The sequence below is a fragment of the Acuticoccus sp. MNP-M23 genome (genome assembly GCF_031195445.1).
Lineage (GTDB): Bacteria > Pseudomonadota > Alphaproteobacteria > Rhizobiales > Amorphaceae > Acuticoccus.
On the sequence record NZ_CP133480.1, the window covers coordinates 3,097,245 to 3,110,737 of the forward strand.

General features: G+C 66.2%; 12 protein-coding genes. 3 read left to right on the forward strand and 9 right to left on the reverse strand.

Annotated features, from left to right (window positions below; translation table 11 throughout):
* Positions 1 to 65 precede the first annotated feature (65 nt).
* The 3 genes from RDV64_RS14345 to der are packed head-to-tail and all read left to right on the forward strand — an operon-like array spanning position 66 to position 3,461.
* The gene (locus tag RDV64_RS14345; protein ID WP_309195603.1) at positions 66 to 761 is read left to right on the forward strand and encodes a tetratricopeptide repeat protein; all 696 of its coding nucleotides are present in this window, start codon (positions 66 to 68) and stop codon (positions 759 to 761) included.
* Complete coding sequence (locus RDV64_RS14350) at positions 761 to 2,080, forward strand: PQQ-binding-like beta-propeller repeat protein (RefSeq protein WP_309195604.1); 1,320 nt, start codon at positions 761 to 763, stop codon at positions 2,078 to 2,080. Before RDV64_RS14345 ends, RDV64_RS14350 begins: the two co-directional genes overlap by 1 nt.
* A 22-nt stretch (positions 2,081 to 2,102) precedes the next feature.
* Positions 2,103 to 3,461, forward strand: coding sequence for a ribosome biogenesis GTPase Der (gene der / locus RDV64_RS14355; protein ID WP_309195605.1), 1,359 nt, complete (start codon positions 2,103 to 2,105; stop codon positions 3,459 to 3,461).
* 62 nt (positions 3,462 to 3,523) lie between these two features.
* Here the strand turns inward: der and RDV64_RS14360 are convergent, their stop codons facing one another.
* The 9 genes from RDV64_RS14360 to RDV64_RS14400 all read right to left on the reverse strand — a co-directional run bounded on the left by RDV64_RS14360 (position 3,524) and on the right by RDV64_RS14400 (position 13,403).
* Positions 3,524 to 4,255: an SDR family NAD(P)-dependent oxidoreductase gene (locus RDV64_RS14360; RefSeq protein WP_309195606.1), complete on the reverse strand. Its 732-nt coding sequence runs from the start codon at positions 4,253 to 4,255 to the stop codon at positions 3,524 to 3,526.
* Positions 4,252 to 5,715 (reverse strand): amidophosphoribosyltransferase, encoded by a 1,464-nt coding sequence (purF, locus tag RDV64_RS14365; protein WP_375143832.1) that lies wholly within the window; start codon positions 5,713 to 5,715, stop codon positions 4,252 to 4,254. The genes RDV64_RS14360 and purF overlap by 4 nt, the downstream gene beginning before the upstream one ends.
* On the reverse strand, positions 5,712 to 6,410 hold the full coding sequence (locus RDV64_RS14370) for a CvpA family protein (protein ID WP_309195607.1): 699 nt from the start codon (positions 6,408 to 6,410) through the stop codon (positions 5,712 to 5,714). The genes purF and RDV64_RS14370 overlap by 4 nt, the downstream gene beginning before the upstream one ends.
* Positions 6,410 to 7,822: a DNA repair protein RadA gene (gene radA, locus RDV64_RS14375; RefSeq protein ID WP_309195608.1), complete on the reverse strand. Its 1,413-nt coding sequence runs from the start codon at positions 7,820 to 7,822 to the stop codon at positions 6,410 to 6,412. Before radA ends, RDV64_RS14370 begins: the two co-directional genes overlap by 1 nt.
* A gap of 25 nt (positions 7,823 to 7,847) precedes the next feature.
* Positions 7,848 to 8,924 carry an alanine racemase gene (alr, locus tag RDV64_RS14380; protein WP_309195609.1) on the reverse strand — a complete coding sequence of 359 codons (1,077 nt, stop codon included), beginning with the start codon at positions 8,922 to 8,924 and terminating at the stop codon, positions 7,848 to 7,850.
* Between the two features lie 60 nt (positions 8,925 to 8,984).
* Positions 8,985 to 10,451 (reverse strand): replicative DNA helicase, encoded by a 1,467-nt coding sequence (locus tag RDV64_RS14385; protein WP_309195610.1) that lies wholly within the window; start codon positions 10,449 to 10,451, stop codon positions 8,985 to 8,987.
* 125 nt (positions 10,452 to 10,576) lie between these two features.
* Positions 10,577 to 11,317: an ion transporter gene (locus RDV64_RS14390; protein WP_309195611.1), complete on the reverse strand. Its 741-nt coding sequence runs from the start codon at positions 11,315 to 11,317 to the stop codon at positions 10,577 to 10,579.
* Positions 11,318 to 11,382: 65 nt separating this feature from the next.
* Positions 11,383 to 12,198 carry a methyltransferase domain-containing protein gene (locus RDV64_RS14395; protein WP_309195612.1) on the reverse strand — a complete coding sequence of 272 codons (816 nt, stop codon included), beginning with the start codon at positions 12,196 to 12,198 and terminating at the stop codon, positions 11,383 to 11,385.
* Positions 12,195 to 13,403: a cyclopropane-fatty-acyl-phospholipid synthase family protein gene (locus tag RDV64_RS14400; protein ID WP_309195613.1), complete on the reverse strand. Its 1,209-nt coding sequence runs from the start codon at positions 13,401 to 13,403 to the stop codon at positions 12,195 to 12,197. The genes RDV64_RS14395 and RDV64_RS14400 overlap by 4 nt, the downstream gene beginning before the upstream one ends.
* Positions 13,404 to 13,493: the final 90 nt, after the last annotated feature.

Here is a 13,493-nt window from a genome sequence, read left to right on the forward strand (position 1 = left end):
CCTGCGCTTGAAGGCGTGGGTCGGTCCTTTGCGCGACGGATGTTGAACGAGTAGCCGGTGGGTCAATGAGCGATATCTTTAAGGAAGTTGAAGACGATCTCCGGCGGGAGCGTCTGAAAACTCTGTGGGACCGGTACGGCATCTTTGTGCTGGGTGCTGCGCTCCTCATCGTCATCATCACCGCCGGGTGGCGCGGCTATGAGGCGTGGGAAACCAACCGCGACCGGACGGCGGGCGACACATACCTCACGGTCCTCAACGAGGTTGAGGGCGTCAGCACGGCAGGGTCGGCCGACACGCTGCTCGCCTTCGCGGCCGATGCGCCGGGCGGCTACGGCATTCTGGCCGAGTTTCGTGCCGCCACCATTCTGGCCGATGCCGGCGAGAGCGTCCGCGCGGCCGACTTGCTGAACACCATCGCAGACGATGGCGAAGCGCCTGCCGTCTACCGCGATCTGGCGCGCATCCGGCAGGGCCAGGTGCTGCTGGATGCCGGCGACGCACAGGCCGCGGTGGACGTCGTCAGCGGCCTTGCCGAGGATGCCGGCAACCCGTTCTACGCCTCTGCGCAGGAACTGATGGGCCTTGCGGCCTACGCCGCGGATGACCTTTCCGGCGCGAGGCGCTGGTTCACGGCCGTCACCGAAGAGGTGGGCACGCCGCCGGGTGTTCGCGCCCGTGCCCGGTTCATGCTTGCGCTGATCACTCAGACGGCGCCGGAAGCGGACGCCGCCGGCACAACGGCCGAGGAGGCCAATTGATGCGCACGATCCCAGCCATTGTCGCGTTGTCTCTGCTTGGCGGTTGCGGCGCGGTCTCTGACCTCAACCCGTTCGGCTCCAAGGACGAGCATCTTCTGGGCGAGCGGACGAGCGTCTTTTCCACCAATGCCCCCGTTGTGGCGGCGAACCGGTCGGCTTCGGTCTCGCCGGCCGTGGCCAATTCCGATTGGCCGCAGCCCGGCGGCAATGCGCAGAACGCACCCGGCCATCTCGCCTTCAACGGCGGCGGGGCGCGCGTGTGGAAGGCGCAGGTCGGCAGCTCCAGCCTGTCGGGCATGGCCATGGTGCGCGCGCAGACGCGGATTTCGGCCCGCCCCGTGGTGGCCGGCGACCGGGTTTATGTCTATTCGCCCGACGGCATGGTGACGGCACTCTCCGCATCCTCCGGTGGGCGCGTGTGGCGCCAGTCGCTCCGCCCGTCCAAGGAGAGCGAACCGGCGCCAGGTGGCGGCGTGACGGTATCGGGAGGCCGCGTGTTCGTGGCCACCGGGTACGGCGAGGCCGCAGCGCTTTCGGCGCAAAATGGCGAGATCATCTGGCGGCGCGAGCTGGACACGCCGGCGCGCAGCGCGCCGACGGCAGGCGCGGGCAAGGTGTTCGTCGTCAGCCAGAAAAACCAGGTTTTCGCCATCAATCAGGATGATGGCGCAGAAGACTTCTCCTACGACGGGATTCCCGAGCAGCAGGGTCTGGTTGCCGCATCATCCCCGGCAGTCTCCGGCGACAAGGTGGTCATCCCCTATTCGTCCGGCGAAGTGATGGCGTTCTCCGTCTCGTCCGGTGAGCCGGTCTGGCAGGAATTCGTCACCCGCTCCATGCGCACGCTCGCCGTCTCCGGCATGACCGACGTGTCGGGCAGCCCGGTGATTGAAGGCGGTGTGGTGTATGCCACCGGCGTTGCAGGCCGGACCATCGCGGTGTCGCTGTCGGACGGCACGAAGAAGTGGGAGCGCAACATCGGTTCGGCTTTCACCCCCGTGGTGTCGGGAGACGCGGTGTTCATGGTGGATCTGGCAGACCGGATGGTTGCGCTCGACCGCTCCAGCGGCGAAACGCTGTGGATGACGCAGCTTCCCAAGCCGAAGAAGAAGAAAGACACCACCTACGCCGGTCCCGTCCTTGCAGGCGGCGGCCTCTGGGCGGTTTCCAACGATGGTCGCCTGGCGCAGATCAACCCTGCAACCGGCGCGCTCGTTTCTGATCGCACCATCGGTTCTTCGGCGTATACTGCACCCATCGTGGCAAACGGGCAGATGATTATCGTCTCCGACACCGGCGAGATCACGGCGCTGCGCTAGGCAAGCGCCGCCAGGAGTAGACATGAAAGTCGCGATTGCGGGACGCGCCAATGTTGGCAAGTCCACGCTGTTCAACAGGCTTGCCGGCAAGCGCCTCGCCATCGTCGACGATACGCCCGGCGTAACGCGCGACCGGCGCGAGGCGGATGCGCGCCTGCATGACCTGACCTTTACCGTCACCGACACCGCCGGTTTCGAGGGCGCCGACATCGGCACCCTCGAAGGCCGGATGTGGGCGCAGATGAGCCGTGCGCTGGACGATGCGGACATCTACCTCTTTGTGGTTGATGCGCGCGCCGGGGTGACCCCGCTGGACGAGACGCTTGCGGCGGATGTGCGCCGCCGCGGCAAGCCCGTGGTGCTGATCGCCAACAAGGCGGAGGGGCGGGGCGCCAGCCTCATGAGCCTCGACGCCTACAGCCTCGGCCTTGGCGACCCTGTTGCGTTCTCCGCAGAGCACGGCGACGGCCTGTCCGATCTGCGCGACGCGCTGTCCGATGCCTTCGAGACCGTGAAGGCGCAAAGCCCCGCGGTGGAGACCGACGAGGACGAGGAGGCCGCGTTCGACCCCTCGCGTCCCATCTCGCTCGCCTTCATCGGGCGCCCGAACGTCGGCAAGTCGACGCTGCTCAACCGCGTGATCGGCGAGGAGCGGATGCTGACGGGACCGGAAGCGGGCCTGACCCGCGATTCGATCTCGGTGGAGTTCTCCTCCCACAATCGCAAGTTCAAGCTGGTGGACACCGCAGGGCTGCGGCGCCGCTCCAAGGTGACCGATACGCTGGAGCGCGCCTCCACGTCCGATACCATCCGGTCTCTGAAGTTTGCCGAAGCGGTGGTGGTGGTGGTCGACGCCATGCAGCCATTCGACAAGCAGGACGTGCAGATCATCGACCTTGCGGTCCGCGAAGGCCGTGCGGTGGTGGTGGCGATGAACAAGTGGGATCTGGTGGAAGACACCGACACCCACATCCGCATCGCACGCGAGGAAATTACCCGGCTGCTGCCGCAGGCAGCGGGCATGCGTGTGGTGCCGGTGTCGGCGTTGTCCGGCCGCGGGATCGACAAGCTGCTCGCCACCGTGCTGGAGACTGTCGAGAAATGGTCGGCGCGCATTTCCACAGGTCGCCTCAACCGCTGGCTGGAAGGCGCGCTGGAGCGGCACACGCCGCCTGCCGTCGGTGGCCGCCGGATCAAGATCCGCTACGTCACGCAGGCCAAGGCCCGGCCGCCGACGTTCGTCGCCTTCTGTTCCCGGCCGGACGATCTGCCCTCGGCCTACCAGCGCTATCTGGTGAACAGCCTTCGGGAAAAATTCGATCTGCCGGGCATCCCGATCCGGCTGCTGCTGCGCAAGGGCGATAACCCCTACTCGGAATAAACAAAAAGCCGGACGCTGATGCGCCCGGCTTTTTGGTGTGGCCCTTCGAGCGGCGTCGCGGCTCAGGTCAGCCGGGGGGCCGATGTGGGCAGGCACAGGCGCGCGATGGCTGGCGCAATGTCTGCCGGCATGGGCAGGGTGGATGCGTCCTCCCCCGGCACGGCCTTGGCGCGGAGCTGGGTGCGTACCGCACCGGGATCGTGAAGGCCGATTTTGATGGTGGTCTGCTCGGTCTCCAGCGCGTAAGTCCGCGCCAAAGCTTCCAGCGCGACCTTGGAGACCGCGTAGGGGCCATGGTAGGGGCGCAGGGTGCTGGCATCGCCTGCGGTCATGAAGAGCACGCGGGCGGCGTCCGAGCGGCGCAGCACCGGGTCCAGCGTCCGGATGAGCCGCCAGTTGGCCGAGACGTTCACATCCATCGCGGAGGCCCAGTCCTTCGCCTTGACATGGCCCAGCGGCGAGATGGGCCCCAGCACCCCGGCGTTGCCCACCAGAATATCGAGCTTGCCCCATCGCTCGAAGATGGAAGCACCGAGCTGGTCGACGCCCGGTCCGTCGGTGAGGTTGAGCGGCACCAGTGTTGCCGCCGGACCGCCCGCCGCGCGGATCTCGTCGTCCAGCTCTTCAAGCCCCTTCACCGTGCGCGCCACGGCGACCACCTGCGCGCCGCATGCACCCAGGAGAGACGCCACGGCATAGCCGATCCCCCGGCTGGCCCCAGTCACCACCGCCAGACGGCCGGCGAGGGCGGCGCGTTCTGCGTCGCTCAGCGGGCTGATGTCATTGAGGCTCAATGGCTGGGTTCCAGGAAGGACAGCTGCGGTGCGGGCTTTACCGCCGCGCGGTCCGTCAGCGTGGTGGGGTATTCGCCGGTGAAGCACGCATCGCAATATTGCGGCTTCGCGGGGTCCCGGCTCTGCTCCCCGGCGGCGCGGTAGAGCCCGTCGATGGAGATGAACGCCAGGCTGTCGACGCGGATGTAGCGGGAGAGGGCATCGAGGTCCATGCGCGAGGCGATGAGCTTGGACTTTTCGGGCGTGTTCACGCCGTAGAAGCAGGAGTCCCGCGTCGGCGGCGACGCGATGCGCATGTGGACTTCGGTGGCGCCCGCCTCGCGCACCATCTGCACGATCTTGAGCGAGGTGGTGCCCCGCACGATGCTGTCGTCCACAAGCACCACGCGCTTGCCGGCAATGACGGCGCGGTTGGCATTGTGCTTCAGCTTCACGCCCATGTGGCGGATCTGGTCCGTCGGTTCGATGAAGGTCCGGCCCACATAGTGGTTGCGGATGATCCCGAGGTCGAAGGGCAGCGCCGACCCTTCGGCGTAACCGATGGCGGCGGGGGTGCCCGAATCAGGCACCGGGATCACCACGTCGGCGGGGGCAGGGGCCTCGCGCGCCAGCTCCGCGCCGATGGCCTTGCGCACGTCGTAGACGTCGAGCCCGCCGACGGCGGAGTCCGGCCGGGCGAAGTAGACATATTCGAACAGGCAGAAGCGGGAGGCGGTGTCCGGGAACGGACGCAGCGATTCGATGCCGCTTTCGGTGATGATGACCATTTCGCCGGGTTCGACATCGCGCACATAGCGGGCGCCGATGATGTCGAGGGCGCAGGTTTCCGAGGTGAGGATGAACGATCCCTCGAAATCGCCGATCACCAGCGGGCGGATCCCGAGCGCATCGCGGCAGCCGATCAGCATGGAGCGGGTCAGTGCCACCAGCGCGAAGGCGCCTTCGATCTGCCGGACCGCATCCACGAACCGCTCGATCATCGACGACTTGGGCGATGTGGCGAGAAGGTGCAGGAGAACTTCGGTGTCCGAGGTGGACTGGAAGATGGAGCCGGTTTCGCGGAGCGAGGAGCGGAGTTTTCGCGCGTTGGTGATGTTGCCGTTGTGGGCCACGGCAAAGCCGCCAACCGCGGTTTCAGCAAACAGGGGCTGCACGTTGTGGAGCGCCGGCTCGCCGGTGGTGGAGTAGCGGTTGTGGCCGATGGCACAATCGCCCTTGAGGCGCTGGATCACGTCGGCACTGGTGAAGTTGTCGCTGACGAGCCCCATGTGGCGCTCGGCGTGGAATGTGCCGCCGTTGCAGGAGACGATACCGGCCGCCTCCTGTCCGCGGTGCTGAAGGGCGTGGAGCCCCAGCGCGGTCAGCGCCGCAGCGCCGCCGTTGCGATGGACCCCGAAGACGCCGCATTCATCGTGAAAGCGGTCGTCCTCGCGAATGTCGTAGAGCCGCGTGGTGCTCAGTTCTGGCCTCCAACTGTGGGCGTATCCACAGGCTCTGCCGGGGTGGGGGCAATGACCGTGGAATCGTCCGTCGAGCCGTCGATCAGCTGGTCAAGGCCATTGCGGTTCTGCGGGGTCAGCGTGGTGTCTGCCGGCTCTGCGGCATCTTCGAGCGCTTCGCCGGTATCCTGCATGGCTTCGCCGGCACCTTCAAAGGCGCCGCGGATGGCCGATTCGGGATCGTCGGGGATGGCAGCCAGAAGACGATCGCCAAGGTTGGAAAGCTCAGGGTAGGTGGCGGCGGTGGTGACCCAGGCCGGGCGGTTTTCGGCATCCACCAGCCAATTGAAGAAGATCACCGCGACAACCACCAGAAGGACGCCGCGTGCGGCACCGAACAGGAAGCCGAGCAGCCGGTCGATGGCGCCGACAGGCGAGTCCATCACGAAGTCGGAGATCTTCATGGTGATCAGGCTGACAATGATGAGCGACACCAGGAAGATGGCCGCAGCGGACACGCCGATCGCGATCTCGGTCTTCTCGATGTATTCGCTGACGTAGGGGACCAGCTGTTCGTAGAACAGGTAGGCGAGCACTGCCGCCGCGACCCAGGCCGCGATGGAAAGCACTTCGCGGACAAAGCCGCGGAACATGGCAAGGATCGCCGAAATCAGCACGACAGCGATGACGACGCCGTCCAGGATCGCGATATTCATCAATCGTCTCCAGAGGGGGGCTTTGACCGTTCGTCAGTGAACCCGTTTGGTGCGATGCGGTGGACCAAATCGGCCAGTAATGCAACCTCGCTGACGCGTGCCCCACCGCCTTCCGCACCCGCTTGCGGGGGAACGATGGCGCCGGTGAAGCCGAGCTTGGCCGCCTCTTTCAGCCGGCCGGTGGAGTGCGGCACCGCACGCACCCGCCCCGACAGGCTGATCTCGCCGAAATAGACGAGATCGCCCGGCAACGCGACACCCGCGCGCGAAGAGATGAGCGCTGCGGCCACCGCAAGGTCTGCCGCAGGCTCGGCAATGCGCATGCCGCCTGCCACTGCGAGGTAGATATCGTGGCTGGACAGTACAAGTCCGCAGCGTGCTTCCAGCACCGCCAGCACCATGGAAAGACGTGCCGAATCCCAGCCGATCACCGCGCGGCGCGGCGTGCCGAGGCGCGAGGGAGCGACCAGCGCCTGCACTTCCACCAGGAGCGGCCGGGTGCCCTCCATGCCGGCAAAGACCGCAGCGCCGGGGGAGGAAACATCCCGCTCGCCCAGAAAAAGCTCGGACGGGTTGACCACTTCGGCAAGCCCGCCGCCGGTCATCTCGAACACACCCAGCTCGTCGGTGGGGCCGAAACGGTTCTTCACGCCGCGCAGGAGCCGGAAGGCGTGGGAGGGGTCGCCGTCGAATGTCAGCACCGCGTCGACCATGTGCTCCACCACGCGCGGACCGGCCAGCTGCCCGTCCTTGGTGACGTGGCCGACGAGAATGACCACCGCCCCCGACAGTTTTGCATAGCGGATCAGCGCCTGCGCGGAGGCCCGCACCTGCGTGACCGTGCCCGGCGCCGCCTCCGCAATGGAGGTGTGCAGCGTCTGGATGGAATCGATCACGACCAGCGCGGGGGCAGGGCCGGCGGCAAGCGTTTCGAGAATGGTCTCGACGCTGGTTTCCGCCGCCAGCGACACGGGCGCAGTGTCGGCGCCAAGGCGGCGGGCGCGCAGCTGCACCTGCGCCGTCGCCTCCTCGCCGGTGACGTAGACCACATGGTGCCCGGCGCGGGACAGGGCGGCGGCGGTTTGCAGAAGAAGCGTGGACTTGCCGATGCCGGGGTCGCCGCCGATCAGCACGGCGGAGCCCGGCACAAGGCCGCCGCCGGTGACGCGGTCGAACTCGCCGATGCCGGAAAGGATACGCGGCGCTTCGTCGATCGGCTCGTCGAGCCGGGAGAGCGACAGGCGCTTGCCCTTGGTGCGGGAGGCCTTGCCGGTGGCCTTCGTCATGATGTCTTCGGCGGAGGCTTCCTCCACCAGCGTGTTCCAGCTGCCGCAACCCTCGCACTTGCCCTGCCAGCGCGAGTGGACGGCCCCGCATTCCTGGCAGACGAAATGGCTCTGGCGCTTGGCCATCAATAATCTTCCCGGCGTTGGAGGCTCATAGCGGACCGTGGACGCGTTCGGCGCGGCGCGAGAGGCCGGTGAGAAGCTCGTAGCCGATGGTCCCGGCGTGGCGTGCCACGGTCTCCAGCGGCACGTCCGGGCCAAGGAGCTCGATGAAATCGCCGCGCCTTGCCCCAAGCCCGGTAACGTCCACGGCAATGAGGTCCATCGACACGCGGCCGATGAGGCGGGTGGGGGCACCGCCAAACGCCGCCGGGGCCCCGGCCGCCACGTCACTTCCCCCTGCGGCGCGCAGGAAGCCGTCCGCATAGCCGAGCGAGACAATGGCAATCTCGGCGCGCTGTTTCAGCGTCTGGGCAGCGCCATAGCCAACGGTTTCGCCAGCCTCTGCGGTGCGGACCTGAATGATCCGCGCCTCCAGCCGCACGGTGGGCTCCAGCGGCGCAATGCCGTCCACAGGGGCGCCGCCATAAAGGGCAATGCCGGGGCGGGCGAGATCGTAGTGGGCATCAGACCGCGTCAGGAGCGCTGCGGAGTTGGAAAGGGATGCAGGCACCGCCGGAAAAGCACGGCGCACGGTGGCGAAGGCGGCGGACTGCGCATCGTTCAGCGTGTGGTCCGGCGTGTCGGCACAGGCAAAGTGGCTGGCAATCAGGGCCGGGGCGGGCGCGGTGGCGGCGCGCGCAAGGGCTTGGCTGACCGAAACGCCGAGCCGGTTCATGCCGGTGTCGATGTTGAGCGCGAAGGGGAGGTCGTCCGGCCATTCGGCGAGGGCATCCAAGGATGAGATGAACGGGCGCAGCTGGTGCCGGCGCGCACTGTCCGGCGTGCCGAAGATGCCGTTGAGCACGTAGATGGTGGCGCCCGGCACTGCGGCGCGCAGGTCGACCCCTTCGGCCTCCAGCGCCACGAAGAACGTGTCGCAACCGGCCTTTGCAAGCGCGGGGCAAACAGTCTCGGCGCCGTGGCCGTAGGCGTTGGCCTTCACCACCGCGCCGCAGCGGCCGCCTGTCATGGCGGCAAGGTGCTGCCAGTTCCGCACCACGGCCGCCGGGTCGACGGTGAGCCGTGCGCCTGCGGTCGAAGCGGAGAGGGGATCGCGTTCAGCCATGGCCCCTACGTCGTGCGCGGGAGCGGCGGAGGCAATGGGGCGGAGAGGCCGGCACCGCAATCAGTTGGGGATGGATTCGTCCAGAGCCAGGTCGGAGAAGCGCGTCACCTCCGCCTCGAACTGGAGTTTCACGGTGCCCGTCGGCCCGTGGCGCTGCTTGGTGACAATCACTTCGGCAACGCCGTGGACCGCTTCCATCTTGGCCTCCCATTCGAAGAATTCCGGCGTGCCTTCCGCCGGCTTGCGCGACTGGAGGTAATATTCCTCGCGGTAGACGAACATCACCACATCGGCGTCCTGCTCGATGGAGCCGGATTCGCGAAGGTCGGAGAGCTGCGGCCGCTTGTCGTCGCGCTGCTCCACCTGACGGGAGAGCTGGGAGAGCGCGATGACCGGCACCTCCAGCTCCTTGGCGAGCGCCTTGAGTCCGGTGGTGATCTCGGTGACTTCGTTGACGCGGCTGTCGGACGAACGCTTGCCCGAGCCGGACAGGAGCTGGAGATAGTCGACGATCAGAACGTCGAGCCCCTTCTGGCGCTTCAGCCGGCGGGCGCGGGCGGCAAGCTGGCCGATGGTGATGCCGCCGGTCTGGTCGATGTAGAACGGGACCGTCTGCATCATCTTTGCAGCTTCCACCAAGTCGTGGAACTGGCTCTCGCTGATCGAGCCGCGTCGGATGTGGCTGGACGAAATCCCCGCCTGCTCTGCCAGAATACGGGTGGCGAGCTGCTCTGCCGACATTTCGAGGCTGAAGAAGCCGACAATGCCGCCATCCACCGGCCGGCCGTTGTTGTCCCGCGCCGGGCGATAATTCTTGGCGATGGCGTAGCCGATGTTGGTGACGAGCGACGTCTTGCCCATGGCGGGGCGGCCGGCGAGGATCACAAGGTCGGAGCGCTGCATTCCGCCCATCAGCCGGTCGAGGTCGGACAGGCCGGTTGCGATGCCGGAGAGGCCGCCTGCGCGATCATGTGCGGCGGCGGCCATGTCGACGGCCGCGCGCAGCGCGTCGTTGAAGCCGATGAAGCCCTGGTCGAACCGGCCGGTTTCCGCCAGTTCGTAGAGGCGCCGCTCGACGCCTTCGATCTGGTTGCGCGGGGTCAGCTCGGGCGGTGCATCGAACGATTCGTTGACCATGTCCTCGCCGATGGAGATCAGCGCGCGCCGAAGCGCCAGGTCGAACAGCGTGCGCCCGTAATCCTCGGCATTGATGATGGTGGTGGCGTTGGCGGCGAGCCGGGCGAGATACTGGGTGACCGAGAGGTCGGCCATCTGCTCGTCGGCGGCAAAAAAGGTCTTTACCGTGAGGGGGGTGGCGACCTTGCCGGCGCGGATCAGCTTTTCCGCCGTCTCGTAGATCCGCCGGTGCGGCTCCACGAAGAAGTGCTCCACCTTCAGAAAATCGCTGACGCGGTAGAACGCCTCGTTGTTGACCAGGATGGCGCCGAGAAGCTGCTGTTCGATTTCCTGGTTCTGCGGCGCCGTGCGGATCATCTGGAGCGCGTTGTGATCGAGCGGTTGATTCATGGAGCCTCGCAGGAGTTGGACTCCTTGATAGGCGCATCGCTCTAGACAAATAGTGAACGCAAAAAGTGCGCCGAGTTGTTCACACGATCCTTGCTTCGTCGTGTGTCAGGCTGTTGATAAATTTCTCAAGAATTTTTCACACTTTCGCTATCGCCCGAAGCGCCGGCCTCTCCGCTCGGGTGGTTGCGCGCTTGCTCCCGTTCCTCAAGTTCCCGCTCGCGGTCTGCGGTGAGGGCGGTGGCAATCAGCCCAGTGGGGACGGCAACAACACCCAGCGCCAGAATGAGGATGACGCCCGTGAAGATCCGCCCGCCGGCGGTGATGGGGTAGACATCGCCGTAGCCGACCGTGGTGAACGTGACCACTGCCCACCACAGGGCATGCGGGATGGAGGCGAAGGCTTCGGGCTGCGCCGTGTGCTCGAACAGGTAGACCACGGTGGCGCACATGTAGAGCATGATCCCCGCCATGAAGGCGAACACGGCCAGTTCCGGCGCCACTGAGCGGATGGAGCGCGCCAGCCGGTTGAAGGCGTGGACGTAGCGCATCATTTTCAGAAGGCTGAGAATGCGCAGCGCGCGCACGGCGCGCATCGCCCGCAGGTCGAGCCCCGCAAACAGGATCGTCGGCGCAATGGCGAGCGCGTCGATCACCCCGTAAAAGCTGAAGATGTAGGCCAGCCGCCGGGGCGCTGCGTAGACCCGCAGCGCATACTCGGTGCCAAACACCGCCACCACGAACAGCTCTTCGTAAAGCAGGAATGTCCGCAGCCCGTCCGGCAGGTCGGGCAGCGTCTCGATGGCGACCGAGATGACCGAGATCAGGATCAGCGCCTGGATCGCGAACGCCACCCGGCGGCCGAACACGGCGTCTTCGCCATCGAGGATCGCCTGGATTCGGCGCCGCCTTGGACTGATTTCGGGCGCGGCCCTCAGCGCGCTGCTCCGGTCAGCTGCGCAAGGACGAGATCGCCAGCAACCGGCACGCCTTCTTCATAACGCACGGTAATGGGGCTGGATGCGACAAGGCTGAAGCCGGCGCTTTCAAGGGTTGCCGCCAGATATGCGGGCGCATGGGCAAAGCGCTGGGTGGTGGTGACTTGCCAGTCCGCCTCGGAGCGCTCCGAAGAGGCAATCAGCAACCCACCCTCCACAAGCGCGTTGGCGCCGGCGGCTGCGGTGCAGAACGGCACAAGGTCGCCGAGATACGGCCACACATCGGTTGCGACGATGAGATCGAACGGCGCTTCGTCCCACTCGGCCATGAAATCGACCGCATCGGCGACGTATAGATCGTTGTAGACCTCGCGCTCGTCGCAAAGGCCGAGCATTTCCTCGGCAAGGTCCACGCCGGTGATGTCGGGAGCGATCTCGGCAAAGGCGAGGCCGGCAAGGCCGGTGCCGCAGCCAAGGTCGAGCATGCGGAAGGGGCCGCTGGCGTGGGCGTCCACCATGGTACGGGCCAGGCGGGGGACGTCGTAGCCAAGGCGGCCGACGAGCACATCGTCGAATGTCTCGGCATGCTGGCCGAAAAGGGTGGCCACGTAGGCAGCGGGCGCCCGCTTCGGTGCCGCCAGGCCGAAGGCGGCAAGGCGCATGGCCACGCCGCAATGGTCCTCGGGGTCCATCGCAAGGCAGTCGCGGAAGAGGGCGGCCGCATTTTCGCGGTCGCCGGCATCTTCGTGGGCGCGGGCGCGGGCATAAAGGTCGCCCAGCGCGTCGGCGTCGAACGTGTCGGTGCTGTTCACCTTCGTTGCGCAACCAGCGCGGGGCCCATGAGCTGCCGGCCATCGCGGGCGGCCAGCCCGTGCTCGGCCTCGGCGATGTAGTCGCGGGTCAGCGGCACGGTGGATTGCTGCTTGGCCAGCTGGATCTGGAATACCATCATGTCTCCTGAGCGGAACGAGGCTTCGGATGCCGCAAGGTAGAAGTCCCACATGCGGTAGAAGCGCTCGTCTTTCAGTGCAATGACCTTGCTGCGATTGGCAGCAAATCGCTCGCCCCATGCCTTCAGCGTTTCGGCATAATGCAGGCGCCAGATCTCGATATCGGTGACGTACAGGCCAACGCTCTCGATGATCGGAAGCACCTCCGACAGGGACGGGATGTAGCCGCCCGGAAAGATGTGCTTGTCGATGAAGGGCGCGGTGTAACCCGGCGGGCCGGTGCGGCCGATGGAGTGGAGCATCATCACCCCGTCATCGGTGAGAAGCCGTTTCACCGTCTCGAAATACTGGCGGAAATAGCCAACCCCCACATGCTCGAACATGCCAACCGAGACGATCCGGTCAAAGCTCTCCGTGACGTCGCGGTAGTCCTGCAGGCGGAATTCCACGCCCGCGGTGTCTCTGGCACGCCGCCTTGCGCGGGCGAGCTGCTCATCGGACAGGGTGACACCCGTGACGTTCACCCCGGTATGCTTTGCCAGATAAAGGCCCATGCCACCCCAGCCGCAGCCGATGTCGAGCACGCGCTGGTCGTCCTCCAGCAGCATCTTGGCTGCAATGTGCCGCTTCTTGGCGACCTGGGCTTCTTCCAGTGTGGTTTCGGGGTTCGGAAAATAGCCGCAGGAATATTGCCAGTCCTCGTCGAGGAACAGCGCGTATATGTCGTTGCCGACATCGTAATGATGGTGGACGTTGCGGCGCGCCGCCCGTGCGTGATTGCGCTGGCGGATGCGGCGCATGCCCTGATGCAGCATCTGTCGCCAGAGCGGGACGGTGCCGGTATCCATGTTCTGAAACAGCATGGTGAGGAGGCCAGCCAGCGAGCCTTCCCGCAGCCACCACCGGCCTTCCATGTAGAGTTCGCCGAAGCGCAGCTCGGGATGGAGCAGCATATCGCGGCCGACGGCGGGATCGTTGAAGACCAGGACATATCGCGGACCGTCGCCGTCGCCGAAGCTGCGGGACGTGCCGTCCGCATATTCGATCACCATGTTGCCATGCTTCACGAGTCGATCCAGGAACTTTGTGAATAGTGTCGCCATGGTTCACCGCGCTGTGCCTGCATCAAAAATCAAAATTTTCGCAGCAGGCTGTCA

Excerpts from the sequence above, each read along its gene's own strand:
- RDV64_RS14345 (WP_309195603.1), top strand. The coding sequence starts at position 66 with ATGAGCGATATCTTTAAGGAAGTTGAAGACGATCTCCGGCGGGAGCGT.
- RDV64_RS14350 (WP_309195604.1), top strand. The coding sequence starts at position 761 with ATGCGCACGATCCCAGCCATTGTCGCGTTGTCTCTGCTTGGCGGTTGC.
- der (WP_309195605.1), top strand. The coding sequence starts at position 2,103 with ATGAAAGTCGCGATTGCGGGACGCGCCAATGTTGGCAAGTCCACGCTG.
- RDV64_RS14370 (WP_309195607.1), bottom strand. The coding sequence starts at position 6,410 with ATGAATATCGCGATCCTGGACGGCGTCGTCATCGCTGTCGTGCTGATT.
- radA (WP_309195608.1), bottom strand. The coding sequence starts at position 7,822 with ATGGCCAAGCGCCAGAGCCATTTCGTCTGCCAGGAATGCGGGGCCGTC.
- alr (WP_309195609.1), bottom strand. The coding sequence starts at position 8,924 with ATGGCTGAACGCGATCCCCTCTCCGCTTCGACCGCAGGCGCACGGCTC.
- RDV64_RS14385 (WP_309195610.1), bottom strand. The coding sequence starts at position 10,451 with ATGAATCAACCGCTCGATCACAACGCGCTCCAGATGATCCGCACGGCG.